This is a genomic window from Methylobacterium segetis (genome assembly GCF_004348265.1).
Lineage (GTDB): Bacteria > Pseudomonadota > Alphaproteobacteria > Rhizobiales > Beijerinckiaceae > Methylobacterium > Methylobacterium segetis.
In genome coordinates this window covers 1-16193 of sequence record NZ_SMNT01000102.1, presented here as the reverse complement: position 1 = coordinate 16193, position 16193 = coordinate 1, and the positions used below count along the sequence as shown (strand labels likewise).

Genomic DNA, 16193 nt, shown 5'->3' with positions numbered 1-16193 from the left:
GCGCCCGCGCGCTCTACCTATCGGACCACGGCCGCGATACGCTCTATCGGATCCACGGCACCAACGAGCCCGAGAAGATTGGCCAAGCCGTGTCTTCGGGTTGCATCCGTCTGCGCAACATCGATGTGGTCGATCTGTACAACCGCGTGCCCGTCGGTGCTCGAGTGCTCGTGCGCTAAGATCCAGCCCGGGCATCATGCTGCGATCGGACAGAGCGCCTCAATCGCATCTTGTCGGCGCGCTGACAGCCGGCGCTCCGCCCAGCATCGTCTGATCGGACGATCCGGAGTGGTCCTGCTCCGTTCGGGCAAACTCAGATTGGAGCGACGCATAGATCGGCGTAGTGGCCCCGCCCGCCAGCATCTTAGAGGAACCCGAGAGCGGGGCCACAATGCAGGCAAATCGCGAGCCTCAGACCTACAAGCTGAGCTAATGCAACGTCCGCTTCGGAGAAGCCGCCGGGGTCGGTTGAACGGCAGCGATGGGCGCAAGGCGGAACGTCCGCTTGCGGGCGGCGAGCCAATCTCCGCAAACCACCCTTCGCCGACGGGACGTTTTGGACTCCCCCGACGTCGCTGGCGCTGCTCCCCTTGGCGGAATGGTCCGCCACCGGCCAGTTCGCATCGAGCGTGCATGACGCTTACTGCCTACGCGGCCTCAGAAGTAGTCGCATCGACTGCGCCTTGCGCACTTCGCGGGTCGAGGAGGTCGTTCATGGCGGCCTTCGGCATCGGTTTGCCGAACAGGTAGCCCTGGCCGAACTCGCAGCCTTGATCGGACATCCAGTTCGAGCTGGCCTCCGTCTCAATACCCTCTGCCGTCGTGACCAAGCCTAAGCTCGAACCTAGCTTGATGATCGCATCGACAAGCTTGGCGCGCTCATCGCTCATCGTGACGCTGTCCACGTAGGTACGATCAATCTTCAGCTTGTCGAATTTCAACTCGCGCAGATGATAGAGGCTCGAGTAGCCGGTACCGAAATCATCGAGCGCAATGCGCACCCCGAGGTTCTGCAGCGACGTCAGCGTCCTGCGCGTCGCGTCCAAATCCTGGATCAGGGCGCTCTCGGTGATCTCCACCTCAAGCCGCTCTGGCGGGAAGCCAGTCTCGGTCAGGATGCTGAGAATGCGCTCGGACAGCCATGCATCCTGAAACTGCTGAGGCGCGACGTTGACGGCGAGCGTGAGATGCGCCGGCCATTCCCGCGCATCCAGGCAGGCGCGACGGATCAAGCTGTAGCTGAGATCGGCGATCATGCCGATCTCTTCAGCAACCGCGATGAAGTGGCTGGGTGAGAGCAGCCCGCGGGTAGGGTGACGCCAGCGCGCCAGCACCTCAACCCCGATCAGTTCCTTGCTCGGCAATGCGACCACCGGCTGGTAGAAGGGTTCGATCTCACCAGCCTCAATGGCGACCCGCAGCTCCGCCTCCATCTGTGCGCGTGCGCGCAGTTCAGCATCCATGGTACTCTTAAACACCCGGAACGTGCCCCGACCCTCTTTCTTCCCCTGGTACATTGCGAGATCGGCGGCGTGCAGCACGGCATCCGCATCGGCATGCTCGGCCGTGACAAAGGTGACGCCAACCGTGGCGCCGACCTTCAGCTCGTTGTCGTTCCACAAAACCGGTGCTGCGATGCTGGCGATCACCTGCTCGACAAGGCGCACCAATCCCTCGCTCCCAGCCTCCAGTTGAATCAGCATCGCGAACTCGTCGCCACCTAGGCGAGCTGCGGTGCCTTGCCGCGGGAGATGAGCCTGCAGACGCTCGGCGACGGCGCAAAGAACCGCATTGCCAGCCGCATGCCCGTAGAGATCGTTGACGGGCTTGAAGCGATCGAGATCGATAAGAAGCACCGCGGCCAGGGGCTCGCAGCCAGTCGATTTCTGATGCTGCTCGACGGCCTCGAGGAAAAGCCGCCGGTTAGCCAAGCCCGTCAACGCATCATGCCGGGCGATCGCCTCGGCCTGCTTTGCTGCCGCGTCCCGCTCAAGCATGATCCGGCGCAGCACGAACGACTTGCGGGTGCTGGCACCTAGGAGGGCCAGCCCCATGCAGGTGGCTAGCATCAAGAAATCGGTCAGTGTGTTGGCAAGGATGAAGCCGCTGATACGCTCGAAGGCGCCGAGCGTGATGCCGATAAGCCAGCAGCAGGCGCCGATCACCAGGAGACACAGGGTCTCGTACATCTCGCCCCGAACCCAGGAAATCGGCTTATCTGACGGCATGCTTCCATCCTCTGACCGACCCTGAAGATCACGACAGAGCGAAGGCTCGCTGAACAGAGTGGATGGGTTGGAGCAGAAGCGGTCTCCCTCAACAGCGAGTATGGATCAGAGGAAATCGCGCGTTAAGCGATCGGCGACGCGACCGGGCGAAGGCTTGCGCCTCGATTCCAAGAGGGCTTGCCCTAACGGTGGAACTGCGCCGCACGGCCTGAGATCGCTCCCTCAGCCGGTCAGCTGCGGACCACAGAGCCGTGCCACTCGGCCGCTCACGCGGTATCGGCCACCCTCTTGAAGTTGGGTTTCGATTTGCGGGGATGGCATCGGCGATGGTGCGCCAGAAGGCGGCGGGCCAACTCGGTCTCTTGCTGATCGCGAAGTCGAGCCCGGCTCGACGGATTGTCGAGGGCCCGCTTCGGTTTGCCGGCATCAACATCCCCGGCCCAGGGCCGCTGCGCTGCCGCCGGCGGCAGCACGCCGATGCTCGCGAGCCTGCCGACGAGGCGGTGCGCCAGGAGATCTAGGGCCGCCCAGTAGACCGCGTACTGCGCCCGCTCGATCAGGAACGACTTCGGGTCGTCCCAGTGCAGCTGGCAGGAGGCGCCCTTCGGGTAGCGGCCCTTTCCTTCAGCACCGCAGGGCCGCTCGACCTGGTGCGGGCGCAGCCAACCCTCGGCATCCGAGCGCATCTCGGTCCGGACGATCATGACGCGCGGGCGGCCTTGGCTGTCCACGATCGCGGCTGGTATTGGGGAGGCTGCGAACGTCGGACGGGCGCTGAGGCGCGCCTTGATCCGCACGAGGTCGACGAGTTGCTCCATCGCCTGCACCATGGCGGCATGCTCGTCGAGGTCCTGGGGGAGAGGGGTCAGGAGCCCGAGTGGGCCCGCTGGGAAGCGATGGCGGGCGAACTCCTGCAGCTCGAGGACGGCCGCCTCGACGATCAGCGCGTCGGGATGCGGCTCGCCCATGGCGAGCGGGAAGCCGGGCTCGCGGCTGAAGTTCTCCACGCGCCCGCCCAGCGCGCACATGGCGAACATGGGGGAGACGGACGGATACTCGCGCTGGTAGGTGCCGCCGTCTTCGTCCGGGCGCTTTGGGAGCTCCTCGCGGAAAGCCCAGCGTAGCACGTCCTCAATTTCGAGGAGGCGCTTCTTTGTGGCAGCAGGGCAGGTCCCGATCGGAGCTACATGCACGCGGCTCTGCCGAATGCCGTTGGCGTGCCGCCCGGCCGGCATCAGGCGCGCGGGCGCGAAAGAATGGGTGGTGGACGACGACTGGTTGGCCGACGCAGTCACGGTGCTGCCCCTTGCTGTCCCGGCGCTTATGCCTGGGCTCAGATCGGCCATCCGTCCCATTCTTGGACACCGTCAAGCGTACGTTCACGCACGAGGCGTCGCAGAGTATTCGAAAACAGCTAAGCTAAGAATCCGGCGAATAAGGCAGTGGCGTATGTACCACACTCCGGCTTCACTTGCGCTCGGTAGCGATGTTCTAGGATCAGACGATCCAGACACAATCAGCGAACTTGCAGATGCCTTAGCAGACCGAGTGCTGATGAGGTTCGTGTGCACGGGTAACAGCGATCATCCGCTCGTCGAAGTCCTCTCTGTCGCGGCGGTGTTCCTCGAGGCACGTGGGCACCCGCTACCGCTCTTGATGGTCGAAGTTCTCGCCCTTGCAGCCCAGCCGCGACGCGAGGCGCCGAGAGAGCAGGGGACGCCGCACCTGAAGCTCGTCACCGCGTAGCTAGTGGTCGAGATCTGCCACTTGGTACCCGCTGGCGAGGGGCCCGTTTGCGACCCTCCTCGGGCCTTCGAAAGGTCTGCTTGCAGACAACCCAATTGGTCCTGAATGGCTGAGTTTGGCCGTAAGCGGCCTGTCCGCTTCGGGCTGAAGCTATGGGTAAGCAGACATCCCAGTTCGGCTCGCATTGTCCGGGCCACGCCCTCGCGAGCGACGTTCCAATAGGGTCTGAAACGGCAGCGCGTCCGCCGTTCCAGAATGCCGGACGACGTGTTCTGAACGAGGTACGTCGGCGCGAGGAATGTTCCACTAGAGCAAGCCCTATTGGAAGGCCCGAAGCTGCAGCTCGCTGCTAACTTAGGATATGTCCCGTACGAACGCGGACAACCGGCCACCGACAACCTACAGTCGAGCCGAAGGGTAGCCAGAGGCTAAAAGCACTGGGCCTAGGGCTTTGGGGGAGGCAGGCATGGGCCCCATCGCGCGGCGTATCCTGAGTGGGCTGATCCTGGGAAGCGCACTTGGTGCCGTCCCCTCCGCCAAGGCGGCTGAAGGCGGCCTGAGCTTCTACATCGAAGGGCAGTCGGTGCCGCTCGGCGGCATCGTCCCGCCGCCCGGTCTCTACTTCGACAGCACCACCTATTTCTATAGCGCCCGGATCGGCGGCAACCGGCAGACCCAGATCGGCGGCAACATCATTTCCGACGCGAAGGTGAACCTCGTGGCGGACTTCGTGACGGCTCTGTGGGTCACGCCGGTCAAGATCCTCGACGGCGACCTCGCCTTCGCGTTTGTGATGCCGTTCGGCGAGCCGGCAGTGCGCGCCGGCATCCTTCTCAATGGACCGCTCGTAAACCAGTTGATCGGCCGTCCCGTTGGCATCGGCGCGAGCGACAGGGACTTCAACCCGGGCGACCCCATCGTGTCGGCCACACTCGGCTGGCACTTTGGTAACTGGCACTGGAAGCTGGCGGGCGTGATGAGCATCCCGGCAGGCGCCTACGAGCCCGGGCAGCTCTCGAACGTCGCGCTAAACCGCTACGTCGGCGACATTTCGGCCGCCGCGACCTACCTCGATCCAGTGCAGGGTTACGAACTTTCCGCAGCGGCCGGCTTCACGCTCAACGGCACGAACCCGTCGACGCGCTACACGACGGGCACCGAGTTCCACGTCGATGTCTCGGCCTCGAAGTACCTCACCAAGGAGGTCTCGGTCGGCGTCATCGCCTCGCACTACGAACAGATCACGGGCGACAGCGGCCCCGGCGCCCGGCTCGGGCCGTTCAAGGGCCGCACGACGGCCGTAGGCGGGACCATTGGGGTGACGGGCGAGTTCGGCAAGATCCCGGTCACCGCCCGGATCAAGGTGCTGCGCGAGGTCGAGGTCGAGAACCGCTTCCAGGGCACCATAGGCTTCTTCGAGGTGTCCTTCCCGCTCTGGGTCGCGCCCCCGAAGGCGGCGCCGGAGCCCACGCCGAGGAGCTAGGGATGACGGAGGCCGCAGCCCTCGGCCGTCCCGCCGAGATGCAAACCGGGCATCCTGGCATGGTCTTCGTGCCGGGTGGCACCTTCCGGATGGGCTCGGACCGGCATTATCCCGAGGAGGCGCCGGTCCACTGGGTCAACGTCGACGGCTTCTGGATCGACCGCACCCCCGTCACCAACGCGCAGTTTCGGGCCTTCGTACGGGCTACCGGTCACGTCACGGTGGCCGAGCGGCCGCCGGACCCGAGGGACTACCCCGGCGCGCTGCCGCACATGCTGCAGCCTGGCTCCCTGGTGTTCAAGCCACCGAAGGGCGTCGTGGATCTTCGGGACTGGGGCGCGTGGTGGCGGCTCAAGCCCGGCGTGCACTGGCGCCGGCCCATGGGGCCGGGCTCCTCGATCGCCGGCCTCGACGCGCACCCTGTGGTCCACGTCGCCTACGCGGACGCCTCCGCCTACGCGGCCTGGGCCGGCAAGGCGCTGCCGACGGAGGCCGAGTGGGAATACGCGGCGCGCGGCGGGCTCGACGGGGCCGAGTTCGCCTGGGGCGATGAACTCACGCCGGGCGGGCGGCACATGGCCAACACCTGGCAGGGCCCCTTCCCGCACCAGAACCTCGCCGAGGACGGCTACGAGCGGACCTCGCCGGTCACGGCCTTCCCGCCGAACGGCTACGGCCTGCACGACATGATTGGCAACGTCTGGGAGTGGACGACCGACTTCTTCGCCCCTCGCCATCCCGCCGATGCGCCGAAGGCCTGCTGCATCCCACAGAACCCTCGGGGCGGTCGCGAGGACGGCAGCTACGACCGCGGCCAGCCCGCCATCCGCATCCCCCGGCGCGTGGTCAAGGGCGGCTCGCACCTGTGCGCGCCGAACTACTGCCGGCGCTACCGCCCGGCCGCGCGCCACCCGCACCCGGTCGACACGTCCACCAGCCACATCGGCTTCCGCTGCGTCAGAAGGAGTGGGTCATGACCGCGCCCGTGCCGTCCCAAGTAGCCGCCGACGAGGGTCAACCCGCAGCGGTGAACCGCAGGGCCATGCTGCTGCAGGGCACCGCGCTGGTCGCGGCCGCCCTGGGCTCCGGCACCGGCGCCCAGGCGCAGCAACCCCAGCAGCAACCGCAGCCGGCCGCGCCAGCGCGCTCGGGAGCGGCGAGCCGGCCGCCCAACATCCTCGTCATCTTCGGCGACGACATCGGCCAGACCAACGTCAGCGCCTACTCGTTTGGGTTGATGGGGTACCGCACCCCGAACATCGACCGGATCGCCAAGGACGGCATGATGTTCACCGACTACTACGCCGAGCAGAGCTGCACGGCGGGGCGGTCGACCTTCATCACCGGGCAATGCACGCTGCGCACCGGCCTGTCCAAGGTGGGCATTCCGGGCGCGACCGTGGGGCTTCAGGCGCGGGACGCGACCCTGGCCGAACTCCTCAAGCCCCTCGGCTACGCCACGGGTCAGTTCGGCAAGAACCACCTCGGCGACCGCGACGAGTACCTGCCGACGAACCACGGCTTCGACGAGTTCTTCGGCAACCTCTACCACCTCAACGCCGAGGAGGACCCGGAGAACCACTTCTACCCGCAGGATCCCGAGTTCCGGAAACGCTATGGACCGCGCGGTGTCCTCAAGGCCTCGGCCGACGGCAAGATCGAGGATACGGGGCCGCTGACCAAGAAGCGGATGGAGACCATCGATGACGAGACCTCGGCGGCGGCCATCGATTTCATGCAGCGCCAAGCGCGCGCCAGTAAGCCCTTCTTCTGCTGGTTCAACTCCACCCGGATGCACTTCCGTACCCACGTGCGGGCGGACCACCGCGACAAGCCGGGGCTGGATTCCCGGACAGAATACGCCGACGGCATGATCGAGCACGACGCGATTATCGGGCAGATCCTCAAGGCGGTGGACGACCTCGGCATCGCGAACGACACCATCGTGCTCTACACCACCGACAACGGACCGCATCAGAACTCGTGGCCGGATGCCGGCACGACGCCGTTCCGAAGCGAGAAGAACACCAACTGGGAGGGAGCCTTCCGGGTGCCCTGCCTGATCCGCTGGCCCGGGCGCATCCCCGCCGGCACGGTGTCGAACGAGATGGTCAGCGGCCTCGACTGGGTGCCGACCCTGATGGCGGCCGCGGGCGACCCGGACATCAAGGACAAGCTGCTCAAGGGTCATCAGGCGGGCACCAAGACCTTCAAGGTCCACCTCGACGGCTACAACCAGCTTCCGCACCTCACGGGCCAGCAGCCGAACAGCGCGCGCAAGGAGTTCATCTACTTCAACGACGACGGTGATCTCGCCGCGCTGCGTTATGGCAACTGGAAGGTGGTTTTTGAGGAGCAGCGCGCCCCAGGAACGCTGCGCATCTGGGCAGAGCCCTTCACGAAGCTGCGCGTCCCCAAGATTTTCAACCTGCGGTCTGACCCTTATGAGCGGGCCGATATCACATCAAACACTTACTACGACTGGCTGATGTCAGACGGCGCAGGCGTCTTCATCGCGGCGCCGCCCGTCGTGGGCGCTTTCCTGGCGACCTTCAAGGAGTACCCGCCGAGCCAGCGGCCTTCGAGCTTCAGCATCGATCAGATTGTCGAGAAGATGCAACGCACCTTCAACGCGACGACGGACTGATTGCACGAGCGCCGGCTGGCGACATTTGGCCGGCGCTTCTCTCCTCGGTCAGGACACGTCAGGATCCATAATGTCCATTCTCAGAGCCTCGCGCAGGCTCGCGGGTACGGCGACTTCGGCCTACGATAGGCCATCACCTGTGCCTCACTCCTGGACAGGTCGAGAGAGGTGCCTTCTTGGAGCAACACCTCCGGAGCGGCCTCGTACATGGCTGCGGGGCCGCTCTGTTGCCAACGATCAAACCCCGGCGAGTGAAGCGATCCGCGCAACGCCTGACCCGCGCTGTTCGGCGGCGGCCTACCCGACCTTCAGGTTTGCCGCGCTCTCCTTACCGGAGCGCCGGTCGGCCTCCACGTCATAGGAGACCTTCTGGCCTTCGGCGAGGGTGCGCAGGCCGGCCCGCTCGACGGCCGAGATGTGCACGAACACGTCCTTTCCGCCGTCGTCCGGCTGGATGAAGCCGTAGCCCTTGGTCTCGTTGAACCACTTCACGGTGCCGGTGCTCATGGCAGGTATCCTGACCGTCTCAGGCGGCCATATTTGGATGCCTCTACCACCCAGGCAAGTGAGCGGCGCGCGGCCTGTTAAACGCCTTCACCGTGCTCAAGAGCTGGCGTGCCGGTGAGGTGCCGTTCTCGTCGACGCTGGACCGGCCAAATTTCATGGTCACCCGGGAGATGCTGGTTCATAGCGGTGCGTTTAGCTGTGCAGGCACCTTCAGGGGTCAGCCACTGACGAAATTCGTAGATGCTCTGGAGATATGGCGTGATGCCGTCCTGCAGGATCTCGAGTCGCCCGGTTCCTGTCCGAGTGAACTTCGTGGGGAGGCGCGCTGGCGCTTGGCGCACATGGCAAGCCTCGCCGACCTCGCCGCCCGCGAGACGCTCCTGCGCGAGATAGCGCGGCGTCGAAACGCCCATCTGGCACTCGCGTCATGAGGTGGAGTCCCGATATTCTAGGAGGGCTGACGCTGTGAAGCCGCTCCTACCGCTGCGCTCTCTGATCGCCATTGCCCTCAGCTGCGGCTTCTCCGTCGCGCCGATTAGAGGCGGCTCCGCAGTAGCCGTGGAGGACCCGGCGCAGCAGAGCCTGCACGAGTTGAAGGACCAGTTTCGACGCCCGGCCCATGTGCCGTTCCCGAAAGCCAATCCTCCGACCCCAGCGAAGGTGGCTCTCGGAAAAGCTCTCTTCTTCGATCCGCGCCTCTCACGCTCGGAGAGCATCTCCTGTGCCACCTGCCATAATCCGAGTCTGGGCTGGAGCGATGGCCTCCCTCGGGCGGTGGGATTCGGCATGGTCTCGCTGCCGCGTCGGACACCGTCCATACGCAATCTTGCTTGGGGAGCGGCATTTCAATGGGACGGTCGTGCCGACTCTCTCGAGGCGCAGGCGCGGATGCCCATCGCGGCACCGGATGAGATGAACATGCCGATGGATGCCGTCGTCGAGCGACTGAAGGGGGTCCCGGGCTACGCGGCGCTCTTTCGCGAGGCATTTGGAGACGACGAGCCGATCACGGCGCGGAACGTGACCGCGGCGTTAGCCACGTTTCAGCGCACGCTCGTCTCGGGCGAAGCGCCGTTCGACCGCTGGATCTCGGGCGAGGAGAGCGCGATTGAGCCCGACGCGAAACGGGGCTTCGCCGTCTTCACCGGCAAGGCCGGCTGTGCCGCGTGCCATTCCGGTTGGCGCTTCACCGACGACAGCTTCCACGACATCGGCCTGAAAGCCGGCGAAGATCTCGGCCGTGGCAAGTTCGCGCCGCCCGGCGTGATCGCCATGCAGAACGCCTTCAAGACGCCCTCGCTGCGCGATTTGCAGATACGCGGGCCGTACATGCATGACGGTCAGATCGACAGCCTGGATGCGGTTTTGGACCACTACGCCAAAGGCGGCGAGAAGCGGCCGAGTTTATCCTTCGAGATGAAGTCGTTCGAACTGAGCGAGCGGGAGCGACGCGACCTGGTCGCCTTCCTCAGAACTCTGCAGGCTGAGCCCGTCTCGGTCACCCTACCGCAACTGCCATAGCGAAGACCCTGGGATGGCCCTACCAACGATGCGTCGCCTCCTAATCGTCAGCGCGGCTTTGACCACCCTGATCTGCGTGTCGCGAGCGTCCGGGGAGGATTTCGAGGTGTCAATCCACCATGTTGAGCTGCAGGATCCTGGTCTGAAGGCAAAAGTTGGCGACACCATCACCTTCGTGAATCATGCCGGCATCGCCCACAATCTGTACCTCACCTACGAGGATGGACAGATCGAGACACTCGACACCCAGCCACCACGGACGTCGAAGCGGACGGTGCTGAAGCAGGCCGGGCATGTCGTCGTGCGCTGTTGGATCCATCCGATCATCCGCATGGAGCTCGATGTTGCGGCCAAGTAGGACGCCAAGGAAGTCACCCTATGGCAAAGGCGAAACCATCCTCGCGCCGTGAACTGCTGCTCAACGGAGCAAAGGCCACAGGGGTTGCTTGTCTCGCTGGTATGGCGCTCACCGCCTATGTGGAGTCGGCTCGCAAAGCCGAAGCGAAGGCATTGCGTCCGCCGGGCGCGCTGCCGGAGGGCGCCTGTCGTCACGACATGCAGCGGCTTATGCCTAGTGCCGGCCTAACCGGCGGACACTCCCTCGCATGAACTCTCTCCTGTTCCTTGCCCGCGTCGATAGGTTCCTGTTGTCGCTGGTCCCGGAGCGACCGCCGTGGATCGGTCGCCGTCATCTTTGGGCTCAGCGCCACCGTGCTGCTCGGCATGGCGGGCGGCGCCGCAGACTACGCCCGCATCGTCCATCGCCGCAGCCAACTGCAGGCCGCCGTCGACGCCGGCACTCTCGCGGGCGGCAATGCGCTGAAGCTCGCAGCCTCTAACCCTGCCAGCATCGTCGGCCTGACCGAGCAGAGGATCCGGGATGCAGCCAAGGCGCCCGTGGACCAGTCGCTCAGGCTCACGATCACGGTCCCGGAGGATAAGACCAGCGTCTTCGCCCGTGCCGAGGAGACCGTCCGACTCACCTTCGGAGCCTTCCTCGGCTATCGCGAGAGTAAGGTTGCGGCTCAGGCCCGGGCCAACCTCGTCGGGCGCATGCGGCTGTGCATGCTGACGCTCGACAGCGCCGCCCCCGGCGTCTTCAACCTGCAGAAGAACGCGCAGGTCACCGCCAGCGGCTGCTCGCTCTACTCGAACTCGAAGAGCCCCACCGGCATGGTTGGGGGCGACAGCGCGCTCGCTCGGGCGCAGACGATCTGCTCGGCTGGCGGCTACGTGGGCCCGCGCGCAAACTTCTCGCCCACGCCGCAGACCGACTGCCCGACCATCGAGGATCCGCTGAAGGATCGCGCAGCGCCAACCATCGGCGATTGCGTCACCCTGCCGGCATCCGCCGTAAAGAGCGCCAAGCCTAAGGACGGCAAGAAGGACATCGAGAACAAGGTTGAGACGACGCTGACGCTGGAGCCCGGCACCTATTGCGGTGGCTTGAAGATCACGGGCAATGCTGACGTGACGCTGCAGGCTGGCGTCTACGTGATGAAGGACGGGCCGCTCATCGTCGAAAAGTCGGCCTCGATGTCAGGGACCGACGTGTCCTTCTACTTCACCGGCAACAACGGCGGTCTCGTCTTCGACAAGAAGACCACCATCAGTCTCACGGCCCCGACCACGGGCACGATGGCCGGCCTCCTGATGGCGGAGGAACGCGTTGTCAGCGAGCCGGTCGATCTTACAGGCTCGGTTGAAGTGGACTTGAGCGATGTGATCACGCCGCCCCCGCCGCCACTCGGTCAAATGAAGCCGATGCGGCTCTACCGCATCATCAGCGACAACGCTCGGACCATGCTGGGGACGATCTACCTGCCGGCTGGCCGCCTCGTCGTCGATGCGAAGAAGCCGGTGGCCGACCAATCCGCCTACACGGTCATCGTGGCCCAGCAACTGAACCTCTACGAAGGGCCGAACCTTGTCCTGAACGCGAACTACGACGCCACGAGCGTGCCGGTGCCGAAGGGTGTCGGTCCGCTCTCCGGCAAGCTGCTGCTGACGCAGTGAGGGCCATCGTGCGGCGCTCCGGCGGACTCCTGGGCAGCGTCAGCGCCGCCTTGCGATCTCCGACGCGGTCGCTGATCGCCTCGGACTGCCGCGGTGCTTCGGCCGTCGAGTTCTCGCTGATCGCCTTCCCGTTCCTGGCGCTGCTGTGTCTCATCCTCGAAGCCGGCTTCGTCTTCCTCTCGCAGCAGACCTTGGACGTGGCCGTTGACCGAGCCTCGCGCCTCCTGCGCACGGGCGAATTCCAGGACGGGGCGAATGGCTCCGAGCCGGGTGAGCGGCTGCGCCGGCTCATGTGCGGCAGCCGGGTTGTGTTCTTCCGCTGCGATGATGTGCGCCTGGCCGGAGGCCGTTATCGGCGGTTTGCTAGAGCTCGATCACAGCCCGTGCCACTTCGAGCGAGCAGACCTTCACTTATGGCGTGTCAGCAACGTCGCGTGGGAGCGGCCTATCGAGTGCGCGCTGCCCATAAAGAAAACCCGCCCCGTAGAGGGCGGGTTTGAAGCCAGCACGCACATTGACTCAGGCGGCACGAACGCTCTCGAGGAAACGTGCGACTTGGACGCCGAGATAGTCCGATTGACGCGAGAGCTCGGATGCCGAGGTCAGCACTTGAGAGGCGGCCTCACCGGTCTGCTCAGCCGCATCCGCCACACTTGCGATGTTGCTCGTGACCTCGCCCGTGCCAGCAGCAGCCTGGGAGACATTGCGCACGATCTCCTGCGTCGCTGCGCCTTGCTCCTCGACAGCCGCGGCGATGTTCGTCGCCACGCCGCTGATCTCCTGAATGCGCTGCGTGATCGCGCCGATAGCTGCTACCGCCTGGCTCGTCGAGCCCTGGATGCGGGAGATCTGACCGGAGATCTCGTCGGTGGCCCTGGCGGTCTGCGTCGCGAGCTCCTTCACCTCGGCGGCAACCACCGCGAAGCCTCGGCCCGCTGCTCCGGCCCGTGCCGCCTCAATGGTGGCATTCAGCGCGAGCAGGTTCGTCTGTCCCGCGATCGCGGTGATGAGGTTCACGACGTCGCCGATCTTGGACACCGCCCCATTCAGCTCCTGCACGAGGGAGGCCGTCTGTGCCGCCTCGTTCACGGCGGCCTGTGCAAGATAAGCCGAGCCATTGGCCTGCCGGCCGATCTCCTGCACGGAGGAGCCGAGTTCCTCGGCGGCAGCCGCCACCGTCCCGACGTTGGAGGCAGCCACCTCGGCCGCGCCCGCGACAGCCGTGGAACGGCTGGCCGTCGCGGCGGCCGTGCCGGACATGCTCCGGGCTGTGGCCTGCAATTGAGTGGCAGCCGACGTGACCATGCCGACGATGCCACCCACCGCTGTCTCGAACTGGTCGGCCATCTCACGCATCGCCACCCTGCGCTGTGCCTCGGCGCCGGCACGCGCGAGGGCGGTTTCCTCCTCCAGCTTGCGGGTGCGGATCAGGTTGTCCTTGAATACCTGCACCGCTGCGAACATCGCACCGATCTCGTCGCCGCGCTTCCGAGCATCAAGGCTCACGGACACATCCCCGGCTGCGAGCCGGCCAGCATCATCGGCAAGCCGCAGGAGGGGCTTCGAGAGGCTCTGCGCGAGCCACACTGCCGCGCCCGCACCGAGCAAGCATATGATTCCGGCGATGCCAAGAATCATCCAGATCTGTGCCGTGAGGGCCGCCCCGGCCTCGGAGATCTGAGACTTGGCTTCGGTTCCAGCGAGCGCCACGGCCTCGTCGAGGCTCTTCCGCAGACGCGTGCTGTGGCGGGCCATCAACTCGACCGTCGGGATCTCGACCGCTGTGCGGATACCAAGAAGGATCTCCGCATCACTCCGCCATCGCTTCGCCTCGTCCTCCGCCTGTCCCGCCAGTTCGCGGATCCGCTTGGAGACAGCAGCGGCCTCGAGGCGCGCGATGCTGGAGGTGACGTCGCCGGCAGCGGCAGCGAACTCGGTGGCGATCGACTTGGGGTCGATGAAGTCCGTCATGGCGAGAACCCGGGCGATCAGCTTCTCACCGGCCTCGAAACGGTCCCGCGCCGCGCGGCTCGCCTCGTCGGCATCGATGGTCTGCCCCGCGAGCGAGGCGAGCTGCGTGAAGGCCGTGTGGCTGCGCAGGGCAGTCATTGCTGCGAGAGCGCCAGCGAGCACCACGAAGGCAAGCAGGGGTAGCAGGATCTTGGTTCTGATCGACATGCGTAAGTCCACAGCAATCGAGAAGCCGCCTTGTGACAGCGGCCTTGCCTTCCTTCACGGAAAACGAGCGCGTCAGTTCGGCAGGTTCGGCAAGGCCGTCTCTGTCTTGTCGGCCGTGAGCGACTTCAGGAACTCGACGAGGTCCGCGTGCTCCGCCTTGCTCAGAGCGAGCGGCTGCATGAGCGCCGATCTCGAGGGTCTGTCGATGCCGCCAGTCTCGTAGAAGGTGACGATCGCATCGAGATCGGCGAACTGGCCCGCATGACCGAACGGTGCGCGGTACGTCAGGTTGCGCAGTCCCGGTGTCTTGAAAGCGAATTTCGCTTTCGGGTCATCCGGATCGAACTTGGCGCGGCCGATGTCCTTCGTGGGAATCCCGATGTCGTGAAATTTGTTGTCGGTGAAGTTCCAGCCCGTATGACACCCCGAACAGCCGGCCTTGCCGTCGAAGAGGGCAAAGCCGCGCTGAGCGGCGGGTGAGATGGCGTTCGTATCGCCCTCGACCCAGCGATCGAACGGCGCCCATCCCGACACCACAGTGCGCTCGTAGGTGGCGATTGCCGTCAGAAGGTTGTCCTGTGTGACCCCATCCCGAGGAAACAGCTTGCCGAACCAAGCTTTGTATTCGGGTATTCCCTTCAGCCGCGCCACGATCTCCGGAAACTTTCCGTCCATCTCCACATCGGCCGTGATGGGCCCTTGAGCCTGGGTCTCGAGGTCCGGCGCCCGCCCATCCCAGAACAGGACGGGCAGCCAAGCCGCGTTCAGCACGGTCGGTGCCTTGCGCGGCAGCGGCTTGTTGGTCGCACCGATTGCGCCGGGCACGGGCACTTCGAAGCCGAAGGAGGGATTGTGGCAGCTGGCGCAGCTCATGTGCTGCATGCCGCTCAGACGCGGATCGAAGAACAGCATCTTGCCCAGCGTGGCCATCTGCGGCGAGTACGGGGCATTCGCAGGGAAGGGGATCGTCGTCGGCCGCCGGTACTGTGCCTTGTGCCGGTCCAGCGCGTCCTCTGCAGCCGGCACGGACGTGAGAGTGGCACCCAGCATCAGAGCTGATGCTAGGGATTTCGATTTCCACGACATGAGAAGCCGATCGAAAGTTCGCGCACAAGGAAGTTCGCATTACGGGTGCGATTAGAAATATTGGTTTGCAAGGCTTAAATAACGGTGAATACCGCCATTAACGCAGGTTAATCGCAAGCATCCGTGAGTCCGATTTGCTTCCGCATTCCGACATGCAAGGCCGCGAATTCGTGACACAAGGCACACGAGTTCTGGGGCAGCTCTGCGAAATCATGCGAGCGAGAGCATGATCATGGGCATGACCCGCGCGTTGCTCAGCGCTTTCCGGATACGCTTCAGGGCTGCTTGGCGCATCGGCTGCTCATCATCGCCAGCACCGTACAGGTCAGCGCGAGCGTGTCGTGAGGGGCCAGCCCCAGAAAGCCGCGTCTCCGAACCGACCGCCCCCTCAGTCCGGCTCGTGAACCGCTCGGCAGACGACGGCGCCGGCTCCGGCAGTTCGGCCAAGCCCCATCGGAGCGAGTGCCGGGCGGCGGCACGGTCACTGAGAGGACCGAGAACCTGCTGATCGAGGACGCGGACACCGCGCTCTTCAAGACGGTCGGCCAGGGCCTACGTCTCTTCGAGCGTATGGCGTAGGCTCGCCGCATGGGATTATTGACCTTCAGCATCAACGTCACCCTGGACGGCTGCGTCGACCACCAGGAAGGAATCGCTGACGACGAGACGCACGCGTTCTTCACCCGCCTCATGGACGAGGGCGGGGCGATGCTGTGGGGCCGCATCACTTACGAGATGATGGAAAGCTTCTGGCCGGCGGTCGCTCGCGGCGCCGTGGAGG

General features: G+C 65.2%; 14 protein-coding genes and 1 pseudogene. 9 read left to right on the top strand and 6 right to left on the bottom strand.

Features of this window, described 5'->3' with window-relative positions:
• On the top strand, window positions 1-179 hold a 179-nt coding region (locus tag E1J50_RS21285; RefSeq protein WP_132255790.1), incomplete at its 5' end, for a L,D-transpeptidase.
• Window positions 180-647: 468 nt separating this feature from the next.
• Here the strand turns inward: E1J50_RS21285 and E1J50_RS21280 are convergent.
• On the bottom strand, window positions 648-2228 hold the full coding sequence (locus E1J50_RS21280) for a putative bifunctional diguanylate cyclase/phosphodiesterase (protein ID WP_132255789.1): 1581 nt from the start codon (window positions 2226-2228) through the stop codon (window positions 648-650).
• A gap of 266 nt (window positions 2229-2494) precedes the next feature.
• Window positions 2495-3574, bottom strand: coding sequence for a hypothetical protein (locus tag E1J50_RS21275; RefSeq protein ID WP_132255788.1), 1080 nt, complete (start codon window positions 3572-3574; stop codon window positions 2495-2497).
• Between the two features lie 866 nt (window positions 3575-4440).
• Here E1J50_RS21275 and E1J50_RS21270 point away from each other — a divergent pair.
• From E1J50_RS21270 to E1J50_RS21260, 3 genes are read left to right on the top strand one after another with little or no spacing between them, the layout of a single operon-like run.
• Window positions 4441-5457, top strand: a complete 1017-nt coding sequence (locus E1J50_RS21270; protein WP_132255787.1) for a SphA family protein — start codon at window positions 4441-4443, stop codon at window positions 5455-5457.
• Window positions 5458-5459: 2 nt separating this feature from the next.
• Window positions 5460-6434 (top strand): formylglycine-generating enzyme family protein, encoded by a 975-nt coding sequence (locus tag E1J50_RS21265; protein ID WP_132255786.1) that lies wholly within the window; start codon window positions 5460-5462, stop codon window positions 6432-6434.
• Window positions 6431-8104, top strand: a complete 1674-nt coding sequence (locus E1J50_RS21260) for an arylsulfatase (protein WP_132255785.1) — start codon at window positions 6431-6433, stop codon at window positions 8102-8104. Before E1J50_RS21265 ends, E1J50_RS21260 begins: the two co-directional genes overlap by 4 nt.
• Window positions 8105-8401: 297 nt before the next feature.
• Here the strand turns inward: E1J50_RS21260 and E1J50_RS21255 are convergent, their stop codons facing one another.
• Window positions 8402-8611, bottom strand: a complete 210-nt coding sequence (locus tag E1J50_RS21255; RefSeq protein WP_132255784.1) for a cold-shock protein — start codon at window positions 8609-8611, stop codon at window positions 8402-8404.
• Between the two features lie 77 nt (window positions 8612-8688).
• Window positions 8689-9024, bottom strand: a complete 336-nt coding sequence (locus E1J50_RS28375; RefSeq protein WP_281024584.1) for a hypothetical protein — start codon at window positions 9022-9024, stop codon at window positions 8689-8691.
• A gap of 52 nt (window positions 9025-9076) precedes the next feature.
• Here E1J50_RS28375 and mauG point away from each other — a divergent pair, with 52 nt between their 5' ends.
• The 4 genes from mauG to E1J50_RS21225 all read left to right on the top strand — a co-directional run bounded on the left by mauG (window position 9077) and on the right by E1J50_RS21225 (window position 12648).
• The gene (gene mauG, locus E1J50_RS21245; RefSeq protein WP_132255783.1) at window positions 9077-10132 is read left to right on the top strand and encodes a tryptophan tryptophylquinone biosynthesis enzyme MauG; all 1056 of its coding nucleotides are present in this window, start codon (window positions 9077-9079) and stop codon (window positions 10130-10132) included.
• A gap of 13 nt (window positions 10133-10145) precedes the next feature.
• Window positions 10146-10490 (top strand): methylamine utilization protein, encoded by a 345-nt coding sequence (locus E1J50_RS21240; RefSeq protein ID WP_132255782.1) that lies wholly within the window; start codon window positions 10146-10148, stop codon window positions 10488-10490.
• Window positions 10491-10756: 266 nt separating this feature from the next.
• Window positions 10757-12148 carry a pilus assembly protein TadG-related protein gene (locus E1J50_RS21230; RefSeq protein WP_207919263.1) on the top strand — a complete coding sequence of 464 codons (1392 nt, stop codon included), beginning with the start codon at window positions 10757-10759 and terminating at the stop codon, window positions 12146-12148.
• A complete protein-coding gene (locus tag E1J50_RS21225) occupies window positions 12145-12648 on the top strand; it encodes a TadE/TadG family type IV pilus assembly protein (RefSeq protein WP_132255781.1) in 504 nt (167 codons plus the stop codon). The genes E1J50_RS21230 and E1J50_RS21225 overlap by 4 nt, the downstream gene beginning before the upstream one ends.
• Before the next feature lie 19 nt (window positions 12649-12667).
• On the opposite strand, the gene E1J50_RS21220 is transcribed toward E1J50_RS21225, so the two are convergent.
• On the bottom strand, window positions 12668-14326 hold the full coding sequence (locus tag E1J50_RS21220; protein WP_132255780.1) for a methyl-accepting chemotaxis protein: 1659 nt from the start codon (window positions 14324-14326) through the stop codon (window positions 12668-12670).
• Between the two features lie 72 nt (window positions 14327-14398).
• Window positions 14399-15412, bottom strand: coding sequence for a cytochrome-c peroxidase (locus E1J50_RS21215; protein WP_425374957.1), 1014 nt, complete (start codon window positions 15410-15412; stop codon window positions 14399-14401).
• 588 nt (window positions 15413-16000) lie between these two features.
• On the opposite strand from E1J50_RS21215, the pseudogene E1J50_RS21210 reads away from it, so the two are divergent.
• Window positions 16001-16193, top strand: a pseudogene (locus E1J50_RS21210) (dihydrofolate reductase family protein); the annotation flags it as partial.